Genomic DNA, 17065 nt, shown 5'->3' on the forward strand with positions numbered 1-17065 from the left:
GAGATCGTTCGGTCATCAGGTTCATTTCTTCACATCTCCCGGTTTACCAGCGGCGCTCGAAACGGCGGCGCAGGATGATGGCACCAATATTCATGACCGCGAGGAACAGGAGCAGCACGATGATAGCGCCGGACGTGCGCTCGACAAAGGCACGCTCCGCCTCATTGGCCCACATATAAATCTGCACCGGCAGCGCGGTCGAGGGATCGAGCGGCGTAGTCGGATAGCCGACGACGAAAGCGACCATGCCGATGAGCAGCAGCGGCGCGGTTTCGCCCAGCGCATGGGCAAGGCCGATGATGGTGCCGGTCATGATGCCGGGCGCGGCGAGCGGCAGCACATGATGGAAAACCGTCTGCGTCTTCGACGCGCCGAGACCCAGCGCCGCGGCGCGGATTGAGGGCGGCACAGCGCGCAGCGCAGCGCGGGTGGCGATGATGATCGTCGGCAGGGTCATCAGCGTCAGCACCAGGCCGCCGACCAGCGAGGCCGAGCGGGGCAGGCCGAAGAAATTGATGAACACGGCGAGCCCCAGGAGGCCGTAGACGATGGAAGGCACGGCCGCCAGATTGTTGATATTGACCTCGATGAGATCCGTCAGGCGGCTCTTCTTGGCATATTCTTCCAGATAGATGGAGGCGGCGACGCCGATGGGCAGGGACAGTGCCAGCACGATCAGCATCATATAGAGCGAGCCGATGAGCGCCACGCCGAGGCCGGCGGTTTCGGGGCGGCTCGACGCGCCGAAGGTGAAGAGGCCGGTGTTGAACTCCTCCTTCATCAGACCTTCGCCGGTGAGCGTCTTCATCCAGCCGACCTGACGGTCGGAGACCTTGCGATTGGCCTCGTCCACGGAGAGGTCGATCTGGCCCTTGAAGGCGGAGTCGATGTCGCCGGCGGCGAGCACGGGAATGGTCTGCGTCGTGCCGATCAGCGAGGGATTGGCGGTGACCATCTCGCGCAATTGGTTGCGGACGCCATCCGAGAAGAACTTGGTGATGTCGCGCATCGCCGGACGGTCGGATGGGGAAACGCCCAGTTTCTCCGCGAGGGCGTTGCGCACCACGAGCGGATAATTGGCCGTCATCAGCACTTCCGGATTGGTGGCGCGCTGATTTTGCGGGTCGATGATCTTCTCGTCCAGCTTTACCGGCAGCTCGATGGTCGTCTGCCAAAAGGCGGTGTAGCCATTGGAGATGACCGAGAAGAGCAGCGCGAACAGGAAGAAGATGCCGATGGCAATGGCGGCGATGCCGTAGAAACGGAACCGGCGTTCCGCCGCGTAGCGGCGCTTCAGGCCGATGTCGCGCCGCACCGGACGGCTTGTCGCGACCGCCATGTTCGAATTGAGCGTTGCGTCAGTCATTCGTACTGCTCCCGGTACTTGCGCACGATATAGAGGGCGAACACGTTCATCGCGAGGGTGAGGAAGAAAAGCGTGATGCCGAGCGCGAAGGCGACCAGCGTCTGCGGCGAGTTGAATTCGAGGTCGCCGGTCAGCTGGTTTACGATCTTGACCGTGATGGTGGTCATCGCATCGAACGGGTTGATGTTGATCCTGGCGGCGACGCCGGCAGCAAGCACGACGATCATGGTTTCGCCGACGGCGCGGGAGGCGGTCAAGAGCAGCGCGCCGACGATGCCGGGAAGTGCGGCTGGGAGGATGACGCGCTTGATCGTCTCCGACCTTGTGGCGCCGAGGCCGAGCGAGCCGTCGCGCATGGCGCGGGGCACGGCGGTGATGATGTCATCCGACAGCGACGAGACGAAGGGGATAAGCATGATGCCCATGACGAGGCCCGCCGTCAGAACGCTCTGCGCCATGATGAAGGCCGGGCCGCCCGATATCGCCGCGCTCATATCGCGCAGGAAGGGGCCGACCGTAATGAGCGCGAAGAAGCCGTAGACGATGGTGGGGATGCCCGCCAGGATTTCCAGGAGCGGCTTGACGATCGAGCGTACCTTGGGCGTTGCGTATTCGGCCATGTAGATGGCGGCGAAGAGGCCGATGGGCACCGCCACCAGCATGGCGACGAAGGCGATATAGAGCGTGCCGGCGAGAAGCGGGATCAGGCCGAACTGCCCTGCCGCGCCCTCGGAGCCCGCCCCGGCGAAGCGCGGATCCCAGACCGTTCCGAAGAAGAAGCTCGCGGGCGAGACGGAACTGAAGAATGTGATCGTCTGGAACAGCATCGAGAAGATGATGCCAACAGTGGTGAGGATCGCGATGGTGGAGGCGGCGAGCAATCCCCAGAGCACGATGCGTTCCACATTGTTGCGGGCGCGGGCGCGGGGATGGATGCCGGAAAGGCCGAAGACGAGCCCGGCAATGGCGAGCGCGATGGCGATGGCCGCGCCGATGGTGCGCGCCATGGCGGCCTGGCTGTTCCAGCGCTCGGCGATGGGAACCATATAGTCCTGGCCTTCGGAGGCAAGCGCTACGCCCTTGGCGGCGAGAAGAGTCCGCAGTTCGGTGTAGGTCTGCGGCAGGTTCTGGCGCTCGACCGGATCGAGGCGGTCAAGCCCGTCCGCGAGGCTTTGCACCATGCCCAGCGCAAGGCTGCGGCTGGCAAGGGCGCTCTCCGCGGTCTGCGGCGGCAGGCTCCCCTTGGCCGATTGCTCAAGATAGATCGCCGAGCCGGCAGCCCAGATAACGATGAAGAGAATCGCCGGAAGCACCGTGACCAGGAAGACCCACCAGCCATGGTAATGGGCGCGGGAATGGACCTTGACGCCCACGGTTTCCTTGGCGCGCGCACGCTGGCGCCCGACAAAATAACCGACGAGGCCTATTCCGAAGACGATAAGCAGAACCAGCATTACGGACATCAGATTTCCCCGGTTGCCCCATTTAAGTTAGGCGGGCATGGGCGGAGTTCGCCCATGCCCTCGGTCAAGCCTTACTTGGCCTGCATGGTCTTTCCGCCGTCGAAGGCTTCGCGCTGGGCGACGCGCTCGGATTCCGGAGCCGGAACCAGGCCGTAATCGGCCAGCGGCGAGTCAGGGCCGATCATCTGGTCAGACAGGAAGAAATCGACATATTCCTTCAGGCCCGGGATGACGCCGATGTGAGCCTTCTTCACGTAGAAGAACAGCGGGCGCGAAACCGGATATTTGCCGCTGGAGATGGTCTCGACCGACGGGGTGACGCCGTCGACGGTGGCGACCTTCAGCTTGTCGGCATTGTTTTCATAGAAAGCGAGGCCGAACACGCCGACGCCGGTCTTGTTGGACGAGATGCGGGCGAGCGTTTCGCTGTAGTCGCCGTCGATGTCGACAGCCTTACCGTCCTTACGGACCTGAAGGCAGGCCTTCTCGGCATCCTTCTTGTCCATGCCGCCCTTTTCCATGGCTTCGAGCGCGCCGGTTTCCTTGCAGCCGGCGGCGAGCAGCTTCTCTTCGAAGACTTCGCGCGTGCCGTGCTTTTCGCCGGGGATGTAGGCAGCGATGTCCCAATCCGGCAGGTCCTTGTTGACCTGGCTCCACTTGGTGTTCGGATTGTCGACCAGCTTGCCGTCGACTACAACCTTGGCGGCGAGAGCCGAGTAGACATCCTTCGGCGTCAGGTTCCAGTTCGGGCCCTTGATGTCGGTGGCGAAAACGATGCCGTCATAGCCGATGCGGACTTCCTGCACGTCCTTGACGCCGGCGTCGATGCACGACTTCAGCTCGCTGTCCTTCATCGCACGCGAGGCGTTGGCAATGTCGATGGTGCTTTCGCCGACGCCCTTGCAGAATTCCTTGATGCCGGCGCCCGAACCGCCGGATTCGACGACGGGGGTCTTGAAGTTCGGATAGGTCTCGCCGAAGGTCTCGGCAACGATCTTGGCATAGGGCAGCACGGTCGAGGAACCTGCCACCTGAATCTGGTCGCGTGCCTCAGCGGCGGAGACCGACAGGGCGGCGGCAATCGCCAGCGCAGCGGTCGTGTAGATCATCTTTTTCATAGGAGCAGCTCCTGTTGGAAGAATTGGGTGACGCCTCCGACGTCGCTAGCCCTCTACGGGGTTTATATTACAGTGATATGACAGCAATGTTACAGAACCTTGTCGGTCGAAATCCGCATGGGAATCCCGTTGATTCCTATGGTTTTTATGCCCGCTGTTTTTTTGCGGCTGCCCTTCAATTTCAAACGAAGCCGCCGAGACGTCCCCTCCATCCGGCCGCGCTTCCATCAAAACATGGACCACTCTAAAGCGCCTTTTTCATCGGCTTCCCCGCGACATAGACCTCCGCCACAGTGCGGTCGTCGCCGAGCGTCTGCAACAGGAACAGTTCTTCGAGGAGCGTACGCATGGTGTCCCTGCGCATCCGCATGGCCGTCGTCGCCCCTGCGTCGAGCACGGTGATGTCAGCGTCGGTGCCCGGTTCCAGCGTGCCGATCCGGTTCTCCAGCGAGAGGGCACGGGCATTGCCGAGCGTCATCATATAGAAGGAATGAAGCGGCGAGAGGCGCTGGCCACGCAATTGCAACACCTTGTAGGCCTCGTCCATCGTCTTCAGCATGGAAAAGCTGGTGCCGCCGCCGATATCGGTGGCGACCGCGATGCGCACGCCTTGCGTCTGCAGACGCTCGCGGTCGAAAAGGCCGCTGCCGAGAAAGAGATTGGAGGTGGGGCAGAAGACCGCGACAGACCCGGTTTCGGCCAGCACTTTTGTCTCGCGTTCGGTTAGGTGGATGCAGTGTCCCAGCAGTGTCTTGCCGCCCAGCAGCCCATAATGCTCGTAGATGCCGGTATAGTCGGGCGCATCGGGATAGAGTGAGCGGGTGAGCGCGATTTCCTCATGGTTTTCGGAAAGATGTGTCTGGACGTAACAGTCGGGATGCTCGCGGGCGAGCGCGCCGCTCATCTCCATCTGCTCCGGCGTCGAGGTGATGGCGAAGCGCGGCGTGATGGCATAATGGAGCCGCCCCCTTCCCTGCCAGCGGGCGATGAGCGCCTTGGTATCGTCATAGCCCGATTGCGCGGTGTCGAGGAGCGTCGGCGGGGCGTTGCGGTCCATCATCACCTTGCCACCGATCACGCACATGTCGCGCCGTTCAGCGGCACGGAAGAAGGCATCGACGCTCTGCGGATGCACGCTGCAATAGGCGGCGACGGTGGTCGTGCCATGACGCAGAAGCTCGTCCATGAAGCGTTCGGCTATGAACTGCGCATGCTGCTCGTCGGCGAATTTCTGCTCCTCGATGAAGGTATAGGTGTTGAGCCATTCGAGAAGCTGGGCCGCGTAGGAGGCGACCGCCTGCATCTGCGGAAAATGGATGTGGGCATCGATCAGCCCCGGCACGACCAGATGCGGGCGGTGATCGGCGACGGGCGTGTCCGCGCCTGCGAGCCGAGTGATATCGGCATAATCGCCCATCGCGGCGATCTTGCCGCCGCGGACCAGAAGCGCGCCATCCTCGGCATAGCGGTAGGAGGCGGTATCGGCGATATCGCTGGGCTCGTCGATGAATGTCAGCACGCGGCCACGGATCAGCAATTCAGTCATTTTCTCTCTGCCTTGTTGGGAAAGGTTCCGTAGCGCTCAATCCGGACGGGACAGGACATAGGCGGCGGAAGCGAGCATGAAGACCGCCACGCCCAGCCCAAGCGCCCAGCCAGGGCGCACGCTCCACCAGAAGATCGCATAGCCCGCCGTCATGCCGGCGCAGGCGGCGATCTTGGCCCGACGCGGGATCGCGCCCTTGTCGCGCCAGCCGCTTAAGGCCGCCCCGAAGGTTGGATGGCCGAGCAGCCAGCTTTCCAGCCTTGGCGACGAGCGCCCGAAAAACCATGCCGCGAGGATGATGAAAACCGTCGTCGGCATGACCGGCAGGAAGGCTCCGATGATACCAAGCGCGAGCATCACGACGCCCAGGGCGAAATAGGCCCAGCGCAGCGCGCCAGACGCTGGCGGGACGGCTTCCTGCTCCGGCTTCTCGCCCTCGATCTTGTCATCCATGGCGGATTTCGGCTCCCTTCGCACGGAACAGACGCTCTATAGAGCGAAATCCGGCGCTCCGCGCGAAAAAAATGCTTAACTTCGCCCCGCCTCCATAAAACTTGGGAGACAAATAATGAATCCGGCTCCTGAGCCGATCACGGCCGCGTGAAGGCGGAAACTGTTTCGGAATCCAAGTATCACAACTTACAGCTGCCCTGTCCGCCTCGTCCGAACAACAGAGGTGGCACAGTAAAATGATCCATCGCAAGCGAAAGCATAAAGAAGATTCGGTGACAGTAATTAAATTTTAACCATCATTTTACTTATGTATAGGATAATTTTCCTTAAAGATCACATAAATGAATCGATTTGTAACCTTCGGTGAAACCTTTTATTGCCACATTCTCACTTCAGCAAAAGCTCGCTTCCCAGGGGATAATCTGCCGGAAGCACTTCCGAAACAGCTAAGTGAAGAAGGCATGATCTTTCATACACGCAGGATATTCATGGCCGCGGCAACGGCCGGCATTCTCTCCGCATCCGTGATCGGGGCTTCAGCGCAGTGCGGTGGCGCCTCCTGGTATGCGCTCCATTCGCGCACTGCCTCGGGCGAACGGATGAACCCCAGTGCGATGACGGCGGCGCATCGCACGCTGCCGCTGGGCACGAAGGTAAAGGTGACGAACGAGCGGAACGGGAGATCGCTTGTCGTGCGCATCAACGACCGCGGCCCGTTCATCCGCGGACGCATCCTCGATCTTTCCAAGGGCGCGGCAGCCCGCCTCGGTTTTATCGGCGCGGGACACACCAAGGTTTGTATTAGCGAGATAGAGAAGACCCGTATGCCGGGTTGAGCATTTAGGGGAGCGAGCGCGTAGAGCGTAATCATGATCTTATCCGAAAAGTCTGCAACTTTTCGGGATCATGTTCTAGCACTACCTCCCCCGCTCCAGGCGCTCGATGAACCAGCGCGTCAGGTTGAGCCAGACTTCGTCCTTTTCGGCGGCATCCTCGATGCCGTGCTCGACATTAGGGTTGTCGTTGACCTCGATGACGAAGACGCCGTCATCGGTCTCCTTGAGATCGACGCCATAAAGACCTTTGCCGATGCAGCGCGCCGCCCTGAGCCCGGTCTCGATGACAAGCGGCGGCGCGTCGGCCAGGGTGAAGGAGCGGGATCCGCCTTCCAGAGGCTTGCCTCCCGTATCGTGCTTGACGATCTGCCAATGATGCCGCGCCATCAGATATTGACAGGCAAAGAGCGGCTTGCCGTCAAGAACGCCGACGCGCCAGTCGAATTTCGTCGGCATGTATTTCTGCGCGATCAGCAGGTCGCTGTCGGCGAGCCATGCCGTCGCCAGCGCCTTCAGCTCCTCACAGGAACCGACCTTCTTGACCCCGCGTGAGAAGGATGAATCGGGAATCTTGATCACCATCGGAAAGCCCAGAAGATCGGCAGCGCGGGAGAGATCCTCGTCGCCCGCGATCATCACCGTCGGCGGAACCGGAACATTGCTCCCCTGCATCAGCTCGTTTAAATATACCTTGTTGGTGCAGCGGATCATCGACACCGGGTCGTCGATAACAGGCATTCCCTCCTGCTGGGCGCGGCGGGCAAAGCGGTAGGTATGGTTGGAGATCGACGTCGTCTCGCGAATGAACAGCGCATCGTAATTGGCGAGCCGCGGCAAATCCTTCTTGCCGATCGGCTCGACATCGACGCCAAGCCGGTTGGCGATGCGCGCCCAGTGCTTCAGCGTCGAAACGGTCGAAGGCGGCATCGCTTCATGCGGGTCGCAAAGGGTGGCAAAGGAATAGCGCGCCGGGATCTTCTGCGGCGCGGCGCGCCATTCCCGCTGGGTATAGCGGGCGAGCGCCTGGTTGAACTGCGCCTTCTCCGCCTCGTCGAGCTTCGTCAGATTGGCGAAGGAGATCTTGCGGATGCGCGCCCATTCGCCGGGTTCCACCGAGACCTCCAGCGCCGGGGCGCGGAACCAGTCGAACAGGAGGCGGCTGAAACGCTCCAGCTGATGGTTCGGCGCAAAGCCGAAATAGACGCGAATGATGGTCGGCGCCTCTTCCGGATGCGCGCCCAATGCCTTGTTGAGCGCGTCCTCCAGTTCGGGAATCGCGTTTTCATAAAGCCGCCGCTCGGAAAGATCGATCATGGTCTCGACCGAAGGGATGACTCGGTGGCCGCGCGCCTCGGCCAGCAGCGAGGCATAATAGCCGCGGCTCTGATAGGCATAGGTGCGGGATAGATTGATGATGCGCGGGTGCTGGCCGCTGAACAGCGCGGGGTGGGCCAGATAATCGCGCGTGGTCATGACCTTATGGGGCGTTGCGCCGTTATCGATATCGGACGGGCGCCCGACGAGAATGACACAGATGGGCATCGTCAGGTCCTTTTTCCTTCCGGGTGGCGCGTCGTCTTGCCGGGAAAGTCAGCAATCTTGTCCGGATCATGTTCGAGAAACACCGCCGCGCGTAGGCCGTTTTTGCCGAACCGCGCCATACGGTCGAAAATGTCATAGGGCACCGGGACATTGGCCGCGTCGGCGACCGTCTCGCCGGCTTCGTCCTCCACCCACGGATCGTGGATCATGATATGGCGCCCGTCATCGCCATGGGCGAGGACCCAGTGCGGCACCTTCTTGCCGAACATATGGTAGCCGCTGACGAGGACAATGGCGGTGGCGCCGCGCCCCAATGCCTCGCGAAGATCAGCCATGGTGAAGCCTTTATGGCTGACGCCGATACCATAATCCTTGACGCGGCGGCGGAAGTCCGTCTGGGCGAGTTCCATGATTATGCGCTTTTCCGGGTCACGCACGGATTCAAGAAACAGGATCGCCTTGGTCGAGACCGCGACCGATGATTTCAGCCCATGCTCATGCGCGGCGACCGCAAGACCGTAGGGCTCACACCCGCCGGGGCCGGACTGCATGAAAATGGTCGTTGCCTCGCGCCACAGGCGGATTTCCAGAACCGGGTCGAGCTTGACCGAGGGGATATGGGCGGCGAGCGCCATCATGAGGCAGGCGGCGCCGCAGGTGAAATCCGTCGTCTGCTCGTAATAGGGGACCCGGGCGGAAACCGGCGCGTCGCCGCGCAGGGTTTTCTCGAAGCGCAGCGCATCGGAATGATCGGCGTAGTAATCGAGGCAGCGGCCGAGCGGACGAAAGCCGTGACGCCGGTAAAGCGCGATGGCCCGGGCATTGTCTTCCCGCACCTCCAGGCGCAAAAGAAGCCGGTCATGGTCGAAGGCGGCCTGTTCCGCCGCCTCCAGCAAGCGCGTGCCGACGCCGCGCGATTTCGCGTCGGGATCGACGGCGATCGAGTAAAGCCGGGCGAGCGACGTCCCTTTGCGGAAGAGGATCATTGCGTAGCCGATGATGGCTCCGTCCTCTTCGGCTACGATGGTTTCCGCCGTGCTGCTGGCGAGCAAATCCCGGAAGGAGCGCCGCGAGATGCGGTCGGCATCGAAGCAGCGCTCTTCTATGCGCAGAAGCGCCTCGATGTCGTCGGGAGTGGCCTTGCGCGTGGAAGCGCCTGTCATTTCCTGGCCTTTGGAGCGAAGCATCGGGATGGAGCCATGACGAACGGACGAAGCGATGGCCGGTCCGATAGCGCAGCGATGACTATTCCGTTGTTTACAGGCAAGCATGAGGACATGGGCGGGATTGTGACGCCGAAGGGCGTGAAACATGACCTCTCGAAAATGTGTGCATTGCAATATCCTCGTATTCCTTTATGTTCAGGCTTGGGGACGGGTGCAAGTATAAGATAGATTCGCTATCTTTATACTTAATATACTGTTGGGGCGTTGTGGATGTATTATCAGCTTTACGAACTAAATCATGCTGCCTTGCAGCCTTACCGGGCGCTGGCGGATGCGGCGAAGCTGTTTTTTCAGGATCCTGGCAATCCGATCTCGCAAAGCTCCTATGGGCGGTCCATGGCGGCGCTGATGGAGATGTTCGAGCGCACGACGCGGCGCTACGACAAGCCGGCCTTCAATCTCGGCCAGACCCTCATTGACGGCAAGCCGCGCGCTGTGACGGAGGAGACCGTCTGGCAAAAGCCCTTTTGCAATCTCATCCATTTCCGGCGCGACCTGCCGGAAGGCCATGCGCAAGGCCCGAAAATCCTGCTCGTCGCCCCGCTTTCCGGCCATTATGCGACGCTTCTGCGCGGCACGGCGGAGACGTTCCTCCCCCATGCGGATGTCCATATCACCGACTGGGTGGATGCACGCATGGTGCCGGCGAGCGAAGGCCGGTTCGACCTCGACGATTATATCGATTACCTCATCGAAATGCTGCAGCTGCTGGGCGGAAACACCCATGTCATCGCCGTCTGCCAGCCCTCGGTGCCAGTGCTGGCGGCGGTAGCGCGGATGGAGGCGCTGGGCGATCCGTGCTCTCCCGCGTCGATGACATTGATGGGCGGTCCGATCGATACGCGCATCAACCCGACAGCCGTCAACCGGATGGCCGCGGAAAAGGACATCGGCTGGTTTCGCGATCATGTCGTCATGCCCGTTCCCTGGCCGCATCCGGGCTTCATGCGCCCGGTCTATCCGGGCTTCCTGCAGCTCTCCGGCTTCATGAGCATGAATCTCGACCGGCATATTGCAGCGCACAAGGACTTCTTCTTTCATCTCGTGAAAGATGACGGCGATTCGGCAGAGAAACACCGCGAATTCTATGACGAATTCCTGGCGGTGATGGACATGCCGGCGGAATTCTATCTTCAGACGGTCGAAACCGTGTTCATCCGCCACGACCTGCCGAAGGGCCAGATGACGCATCGCGGCGAGCCGGTCGATCCCTCAGCCATCCGCAAGACGGCCCTGATGACCGTCGAGGGCGAGAATGACGACATATCCGGCCTCGGTCAGACGGAAGCGGCGCACAAGCTCTGCGCCAACATTCCGGAAAGCCGCCGGATGCATTACGTGCAGCCGAAGGTCGGGCATTACGGCGTCTTCAACGGCTCGCGGTTCCGCAATGAGATCGCGCCGCGGATTCTTGAGTTCATCAAAGTGAATGGTGATTAGTGAGCGGGACACCGAATTTTTCGGTGGCTGAAACTATTCACGACTTCACCATTCACTATTCGCCCTGCGGCGTCGCCCCGCAAGTTGTGCACAACCCTCCCCTCGCGCCTTAACCATAAATGTAATTGAATCGTTAAGGATCGGGATTCCGAATTGACTCAACTCCGTTTCAACTTTTAACGTTTTGTTAACGATTGAAGTGCGGCGGAGTGATGCGTATGTCGAGGGGCATGTTGTCTTGGGGGGCGGTCTGTGCGGTCATGCTCGGCACGCTTTTTTCTTTTTCCTCTCCCGCCTCTGCCGCGTCCGACGATTTCATGCGGATCGGCGGCCTGACCTCGCAGCCCATCGGCCATTACGAACTGTGCAGGCGCATGCCGATCGAATGCGCGTACCGCTCGGAAAACACCGCACCGCTGCCCCTTACCCATGAGATGTGGACCCAGCTCGTCGCCGTCAACGCCTCGGTCAACGAGCGGATCAAGCCGATGACCGATAAGGAAATCTACGGCAAGGAAGAATATTGGGCCTATCCGACCGTGTTCGGCGATTGCGAGGATTATGTGCTTCTCAAGCGCAAGGAACTGGCTGAGGCCGGCATTCCGCTTTCCGACCTGCTCATCACCGTGGTGCGCAAGCGCGACGGCGAGGGCCACGCGGTCCTGACCGTGCGCACCGACCGGGGCGATTTCGTCCTCGACAATCTCTCCGACGAAATCAAGATCTGGTCCGAGACGAGCTACACCTATTTGAAGCGCCAGGCGGCGAACAACAGCGGCCGCTGGGTCAGCATCGAAGCGCCGAGCAATCTGTTGGTTGGTTCGGTGGAGTAGGATAAAACAAGCCGGCGGATGGGCGGACAGTATCTATATCGCGCCCATCTTTGACGCCGGATGGCTTTCAATGTCCGTTTTACCAAATCGTTGCCCTTGAACGGCAAAGGCACTTTTGCGACCTTCGCGGTAGCGTAAGAAAAACAGTCGCCCATGTTCAGGGAGGCGGTATGCCGTCCTTTGCCGAACCTGCTGAAAGCTTTTTCGGCCGCATGGTAATGGCTTCCGTCGAAAGAAATCGCCTTCACATTCGATGCGGAAGCCAGACGGGAAATGATCTGGGGCGCGTTTGGAAACCCTTTGGACGTCAGGAGTATCCGGATTTCCAGCAGGGTCGGCCAGCGATCAGGACTAAATCTTGCCGTAGCGTTGCCTTGAAAGCCTCCGCCTCAGGTTCGTCCAGAGCGATAGCAACGATCACCGACGTGTCAACCGCTATCATCGCGGCAGGCCGTGTTCATCATAGAGATCATCATGGGCGAGGTCGTTGCGGCGGGAACATGCCGCCGTCCTTCCGCGGCTAGCTCCCACGCCGCATCGATGGGCTGGCGATACGTCGCTTCTCCAAGCTCAATGGCATAATGCTCCAACGCCTGCTCGACGAGCCGGTTCAGCGACAAACCCGTGCGGCGCGCCAGTGCTTCGGCCAGTTCCTTGGCCTTGGCGCTATGAATGGATAATCGCGGCTCGGTCATCTCGATGCTGTCGCTCCGGCTTCGATCCTGAAATATAAGGCCTCATATAGGTGGCGACAACGCCTCCATGGCTTACGCCGTCGCCATGATCCTGTCCCCGCTCATGCGGTAGGCGATGGCTTCGGCGAGATGCAAGCGGCCGACCTTATCCGCGCCGTCGAGGTCGGCGAGCGTGCGGGCGACTTTCAGGATGCGGTGATAGGCGCGGGCGGAGAATTTCATCTGCTCGCTGGCCTCGCGCAAAAGCGCCAGGCCGCCTGAATCGGGCGCGGCGATTTCTTCTATGAGCGATGGAGAACAGTGGGCGTTGGTCGAGATGTGCGGCAGCCCCAGCGCCTCGTAACGTCGCTTCTGGATGGCGCGGGCGCGCGCCACACGCTCGGCAACTGTCTTGCTGCTCTCGGCTTGTGACGGGCGGATGAGATCGGCGGCGGAGACGGCGGGGACTTCGATGCGCAGATCGATGCGGTCGAGCAGCGGGCCGGAGATGCGCGCCTGGTAATCCGCCTGGCAGCGCGGGCCGCGTGCACAGCGATGCCCCGGCTCACCTGCCATGCCGCAGCGGCACGGGTTCATCGCGGCGATCAGCTGGATCTGGGCCGGATAGCTGACACGGTGATTGACGCGGGCGATCATGCACTCGCCCGTTTCGAGCGGCTGGCGGAGCGAATCGAGCACCTGCGGCGTGAACTCAGGGAATTCGTCGAGAAAGAGCACGCCATTATGGGCGAGCGACACCTCACCCGGCTTGGCCCTGATACCGCCTCCAACCATCGCGGCCATGGAAGCGGAATGATGCGGCGCGCGAAAGGGGCGGCGATCGGAGAGCTTGCCGCCAGCGAGTTCCCCGGCGATGGAGGCGATCATGGAGACATCGAGGAGCTCGCGCGGCGAAAGCGGCGGCAGGATCGAGGGCAGGCGCTGCGCCAGCATCGATTTGCCCGAGCCGGGCGGGCCGACAAGAAGCAGGTTGTGATTGCCCGCGGCGGCGACTTCCAGCGCGCGCTTCGCCGTTTCCTGCCCCTTGATATCAGCGAGGTCAGGCAGATCGTCCGCTTTCAGCCGCATCGCCGGTTCGGGACGGGAGAGCACCTGTGTGCCGCGAAAATGATTGGCGAGCGCGATCAGGCTACGCGGCGCGAGGATTTCGATCTCTGCTCCCGCCCAGGCCGCCTCCGGGCCGCAAGCATGCGGGCAGATCAGCCCCTTGTCCTGCCTGTTGGCGCCGATGGCGGCGGGCAAAACACCGGCCACGGCGCTGATCGTGCCATCGAGGGAGAGTTCGCCCAGGACGACGAAGGATTGCAGCGCATCGCCCGGAAGCGCGCCCAGCGCCGCCATCAGGCCGACGGCGATGGGCAGATCGTAATGGGAGCCTTCCTTGGGGAGGTCGGCGGGGGCGAGATTGATCGTCACCCTTTTCGGCGGCATCGAGAGGCCGGAGGCATGGAGCGCCGCCTGCACCCGCTCGCGGCTTTCGGCCACCGCCTTGTCGGGCAAACCGACGATGGATATGCCCATCTTGCCCGGCGCGATCATCACCTGCACATCGACGGGGACCGCCTCGATCCCCTGAAACGCCACGGTGCTGACCCGCGATACCATGTCCCCGCCCCTCAATTCATGCCCAAGATAAGCTAAGCACAGATCAACGGGGCGAACAAGAACGTTTATAGAACGGTTGGTTTTATAAGCACGGTCTTATTCAAAGAGGCTGCAAAGATCGCTGCCTTATACTCACCGCCGCTTGGCCTCGACGCAATCCCAGAAAAGGCTCGCCACATCCGCGCCGCCGAAACGCTTGATTTCGCGGATGCCGGTGGGAGATGTGACGTTGATCTCCGTCAGGTAATTGCCGATGACGTCGATACCGACAAGGATAAAGCCGCGCTCGCGCAGCGAAGGGCCGATGCGGGCGCAGATCTCGCGGTCGCGCTCCGTCAGTTCCGACGCCTCGGCCCGTCCGCCGACATGCATGTTGGAGCGGGCGTCGTGCTCGGCGGGGACGCGGTTGATCGCGCCGACCGGCTCGCCGTCGATCAGGACGATGCGCTTGTCGCCCGCGCGCACATCCTTCAGATAACGCTGGACGATGAAGGGCTCGCGATACATCTGCGCGAACATCTCCAGCAGCGAGGCGAGGTTGCGGTCGCCATTCTGGAGATGGAACACGCCCGCGCCACCATTGCCATAAAGCGGCTTGATGATGATGTCGCCGAATTCGCGGCGGAAGGCCGCCACCTCCTGGGGGTCCTTGGTGATCAGCGTCTCCGGCATCAGGTCGGGGAATTCGGTGACGAAGATCTTCTCTGGGCTGTTGCGCACCCACATGGGGTCGTTGACCACGAGCGTCTTCGGGTGGATGCGCTCGAGCAGATGGGTGGTGGTGATGTAATTCATGTCGAAGGGCGGGTCCTGGCGCAGCAGCACCACATCCATTTCCGAGAGGTCGCGGCGCTCCGGCGCACCTAACGTGAAATGATCGCCCTCGATATCGCGCACCTGCAGCGGCTCGACCTGCGCGCTGACAATGCCGTCGCGCAAGGAAAGACGGTCCGGCGTATAGTGATAAAGCGTGTGGCCGCGGCGGGCCGCCTCCAGGCAGAGCGCGAAATCGGTGCTCCCGGCAATCTGGACGAAGCGGATATGGTCCATCTGGACCGCGATTTTCAATGCCATTGATGTCCTCGATGCTTTCGCGATTCGTTATGCCCGAAATGGCCCAAAAACTGCCACCGGTACAATCACGATAACAGGAAATTTTATTCATCATACTATACGATTTGCCTGAAACAGGCTAAGCCTCCCACCCAATCAAAAGCCTATCAACCCATACCCATTGCGGGAGGATTTCTCATGCTGCCATCGACCGTGTTTCCCGACCTGAAGGACCGCTCCGTCCTGATTACCGGCGGCGGCTCCGGCATCGGCGCGTCGCTGACGGAAGGCTTCGTCAAGCAAGGCGCCAAGGTCGCCTTCATCGACATTGCGGAAGCGCCGTCGCGGGAGCTGGCCGAGCGTCTGGAAAAGACCTATGGCAATCGCCCGCTCTATCTGAACGCCGATCTGCGCGACATCGAGGCGCTGCGCAAGGCTGTGGCCGAAGCGGAAGCGGCGCATGGCGCGATCACTGTGCTCATCAACAATGCCGCCTGGGACGACCGCCACGAAATCGAAGCGGTGACCGAGGATTATTGGAACCTGAACCAGTCGATCAATCTGCGCCCGCAATTCTTCGCGGTGCAGGCGGTGCTGCCGGGCATGCGCAAGGCCGGCGGCGGGGCGATCGTCAACTTCACCTCCGTCTCCTTTATGATGAACCAGGGCGATCTGCCCGTCTATACCGCCGCGAAGGCGGGCGTCATCGGTCTCACCAAGGGCCTCGCCGGACGGCTCGGCGTCGATAAAATCCGCGTCAACGCGATTGCGCCGGGCTGGGTGATGACGGAGCGCCAGAAGCAGCTCTGGGCCACCCCCGAAGGCATGAAGGCGCATGTCGGCAAGCAGTCGCTCAAGGAAGAGATCCAGCCGGACGACATGGTCGGCCCGTGCCTGTTCCTCGCTTCCGACGCCGCGCGGATGCTGACGGCGCAGACGATCATCGTCGATGGGGGCTATCTGTGAGCCAAGCGCCCGCCTTTGCCGGCGCCGATTGGGGGACCAGCCGCTTCCGGCTCTGGCTCATGGACCGCGAGGGGCATGTGCTCGCCGAGAAGCGCGCCGATGACGGGCTCGACGTCTCGCGCGCCAAGGGCTTTGCCAATGTGCTGGAAAGCCATCTTTCAGCGCTTGGCGCTCCCGATGAACTGCCGGTCGTGATCTGCGGCATGGCCGGATCGCGGCAGGGCTGGGTGGAAGCGCCCTATGTGGACGTGCCCGCCGATCCCGCGACCATCCTCGCGGCGGCGGCGCGCATTCCAGATGTGAGCCGCGATATCCGTATCGTGCCGGGGCTCGCGCAACAGGGGGCAAAGCCCAATGTGATGCGCGGTGAGGAAACCCAGCTTCTCGGCCTCGTCCATGGCAAGCCGGGCTATACCGGCCTCGTCGCCATGCCCGGCACCCATTCCAAATGGGTTTCTCTGGAAGGCGGAAGGGTTTCGGGCTTCTCGACCTATCTGACCGGCGAGCTCTATGCCCTGCTTGCCGGGCAGTCGATCCTGCGCCATTCCATTGGCGCTGGGGCCGAGAATGTCGATGCGGACCAGCTGGCGTTTGAGGAAGGGCTTGCCCAGGCCCTCACCCCCGGTTTCAGCCTGTTGGGCACACTCTTCGAAATCCGCGCCGCCATGCTGCTCAACGGGCAGAGCGAGGCGGAAGCCGCGGCGAAGCTCTCCGGCCTGGTGATCGGCTCGGAAGCGGCGGATGCGCGGGCGAAGGCTCATGCCGCGCTCAGTACGGTGCAGCTGGTCGCCTCGGGCCGCATGGAACGGCTTTACCGCAAGGCGCTTGAAGCAGCGGGGTTCGCTTGCGAAACGGTCGATGCCGACGATGCGGTGAGAAAAGGCTTACATGCGGCGGCTTCTGGACTATGGTTCCAAATCTGA

Annotated in this window: 15 protein-coding genes; 5 read left to right on the forward strand and 10 right to left on the reverse strand. The window is 61.7% G+C overall.

Going from position 1 to position 17065, the window contains the following annotated elements; all coding sequences use genetic code 11:
- Positions 1-43: 43 nt before the first annotated feature.
- The 5 genes from pstA to ACOWVG_RS05180 form a co-directional block, all read right to left on the reverse strand.
- Positions 44-1366, reverse strand: a complete 1323-nt coding sequence (gene pstA, locus ACOWVG_RS05160; RefSeq protein ID WP_420960433.1) for a phosphate ABC transporter permease PstA — start codon at positions 1364-1366, stop codon at positions 44-46.
- Positions 1363-2829, reverse strand: a complete 1467-nt coding sequence (gene pstC / locus ACOWVG_RS05165; RefSeq protein WP_420960434.1) for a phosphate ABC transporter permease subunit PstC — start codon at positions 2827-2829, stop codon at positions 1363-1365. Before pstC ends, pstA begins: the two co-directional genes overlap by 4 nt.
- Positions 2830-2900: 71 nt before the next feature.
- A complete protein-coding gene (locus ACOWVG_RS05170) occupies positions 2901-3947 on the reverse strand; it encodes a PstS family phosphate ABC transporter substrate-binding protein (protein WP_420960435.1) in 1047 nt (348 codons plus the stop codon).
- A gap of 244 nt (positions 3948-4191) precedes the next feature.
- On the reverse strand, positions 4192-5493 hold the full coding sequence (guaD, locus tag ACOWVG_RS05175) for a guanine deaminase (protein ID WP_420960436.1): 1302 nt from the start codon (positions 5491-5493) through the stop codon (positions 4192-4194).
- A gap of 36 nt (positions 5494-5529) precedes the next feature.
- Positions 5530-5946, reverse strand: coding sequence for a YbaN family protein (locus tag ACOWVG_RS05180; protein ID WP_420960437.1), 417 nt, complete (start codon positions 5944-5946; stop codon positions 5530-5532).
- Positions 5947-6407: 461 nt separating this feature from the next.
- Here ACOWVG_RS05180 and ACOWVG_RS05185 point away from each other — a divergent pair, with 461 nt between their 5' ends.
- On the forward strand, positions 6408-6782 hold the full coding sequence (locus tag ACOWVG_RS05185; protein WP_420960795.1) for a septal ring lytic transglycosylase RlpA family protein: 375 nt from the start codon (positions 6408-6410) through the stop codon (positions 6780-6782).
- A gap of 81 nt (positions 6783-6863) precedes the next feature.
- On the opposite strand, the gene ACOWVG_RS05190 is transcribed toward ACOWVG_RS05185, so the two are convergent.
- Both ACOWVG_RS05190 and ACOWVG_RS05195 read right to left on the reverse strand, forming a co-directional pair.
- The gene (locus tag ACOWVG_RS05190; protein WP_420960438.1) at positions 6864-8324 is read right to left on the reverse strand and encodes a RimK family protein; all 1461 of its coding nucleotides are present in this window, start codon (positions 8322-8324) and stop codon (positions 6864-6866) included.
- A 2-nt stretch (positions 8325-8326) separates the two neighbouring features.
- Positions 8327-9487, reverse strand: a complete 1161-nt coding sequence (locus ACOWVG_RS05195; protein ID WP_420960797.1) for a peptidase C39 family protein — start codon at positions 9485-9487, stop codon at positions 8327-8329.
- A gap of 273 nt (positions 9488-9760) precedes the next feature.
- On the opposite strand from ACOWVG_RS05195, the gene ACOWVG_RS05200 reads away from it, so the two are divergent.
- Both ACOWVG_RS05200 and ACOWVG_RS05205 read left to right on the forward strand, forming a co-directional pair.
- On the forward strand, positions 9761-10990 hold the full coding sequence (locus tag ACOWVG_RS05200) for a polyhydroxyalkanoate depolymerase (RefSeq protein WP_420960439.1): 1230 nt from the start codon (positions 9761-9763) through the stop codon (positions 10988-10990).
- Between the two features lie 260 nt (positions 10991-11250).
- Complete coding sequence (locus tag ACOWVG_RS05205) at positions 11251-11823, forward strand: transglutaminase-like cysteine peptidase (RefSeq protein ID WP_420960799.1); 573 nt, start codon at positions 11251-11253, stop codon at positions 11821-11823.
- A gap of 428 nt (positions 11824-12251) precedes the next feature.
- On the opposite strand, the gene ACOWVG_RS05210 is transcribed toward ACOWVG_RS05205, so the two are convergent.
- The 3 genes from ACOWVG_RS05210 to gshB all read right to left on the reverse strand — a co-directional run bounded on the left by ACOWVG_RS05210 (position 12252) and on the right by gshB (position 15197).
- The gene (locus ACOWVG_RS05210) at positions 12252-12518 is read right to left on the reverse strand and encodes a type II toxin-antitoxin system VapB family antitoxin (protein ID WP_420960440.1); all 267 of its coding nucleotides are present in this window, start codon (positions 12516-12518) and stop codon (positions 12252-12254) included.
- Positions 12519-12590: 72 nt separating this feature from the next.
- Positions 12591-14123, reverse strand: coding sequence for a YifB family Mg chelatase-like AAA ATPase (locus tag ACOWVG_RS05215; protein ID WP_420960441.1), 1533 nt, complete (start codon positions 14121-14123; stop codon positions 12591-12593).
- Positions 14124-14255: 132 nt separating this feature from the next.
- Positions 14256-15197, reverse strand: a complete 942-nt coding sequence (gene gshB, locus ACOWVG_RS05220; protein ID WP_420960442.1) for a glutathione synthase — start codon at positions 15195-15197, stop codon at positions 14256-14258.
- 177 nt (positions 15198-15374) lie between these two features.
- Between gshB and ACOWVG_RS05225 the strand changes: the two genes are divergently transcribed.
- Both ACOWVG_RS05225 and ACOWVG_RS05230 read left to right on the forward strand, forming a co-directional pair.
- On the forward strand, positions 15375-16142 hold the full coding sequence (locus tag ACOWVG_RS05225) for an SDR family NAD(P)-dependent oxidoreductase (protein ID WP_420960443.1): 768 nt from the start codon (positions 15375-15377) through the stop codon (positions 16140-16142).
- Positions 16139-17065, forward strand: a complete 927-nt coding sequence (locus ACOWVG_RS05230; protein ID WP_420960444.1) for a 2-dehydro-3-deoxygalactonokinase — start codon at positions 16139-16141, stop codon at positions 17063-17065. The genes ACOWVG_RS05225 and ACOWVG_RS05230 overlap by 4 nt, the downstream gene beginning before the upstream one ends.

The sequence above is a fragment of the Brucella sp. IR073 genome (assembly GCF_049065735.1).
Taxonomy (GTDB): domain Bacteria; phylum Pseudomonadota; class Alphaproteobacteria; order Rhizobiales; family Rhizobiaceae; genus Paramesorhizobium.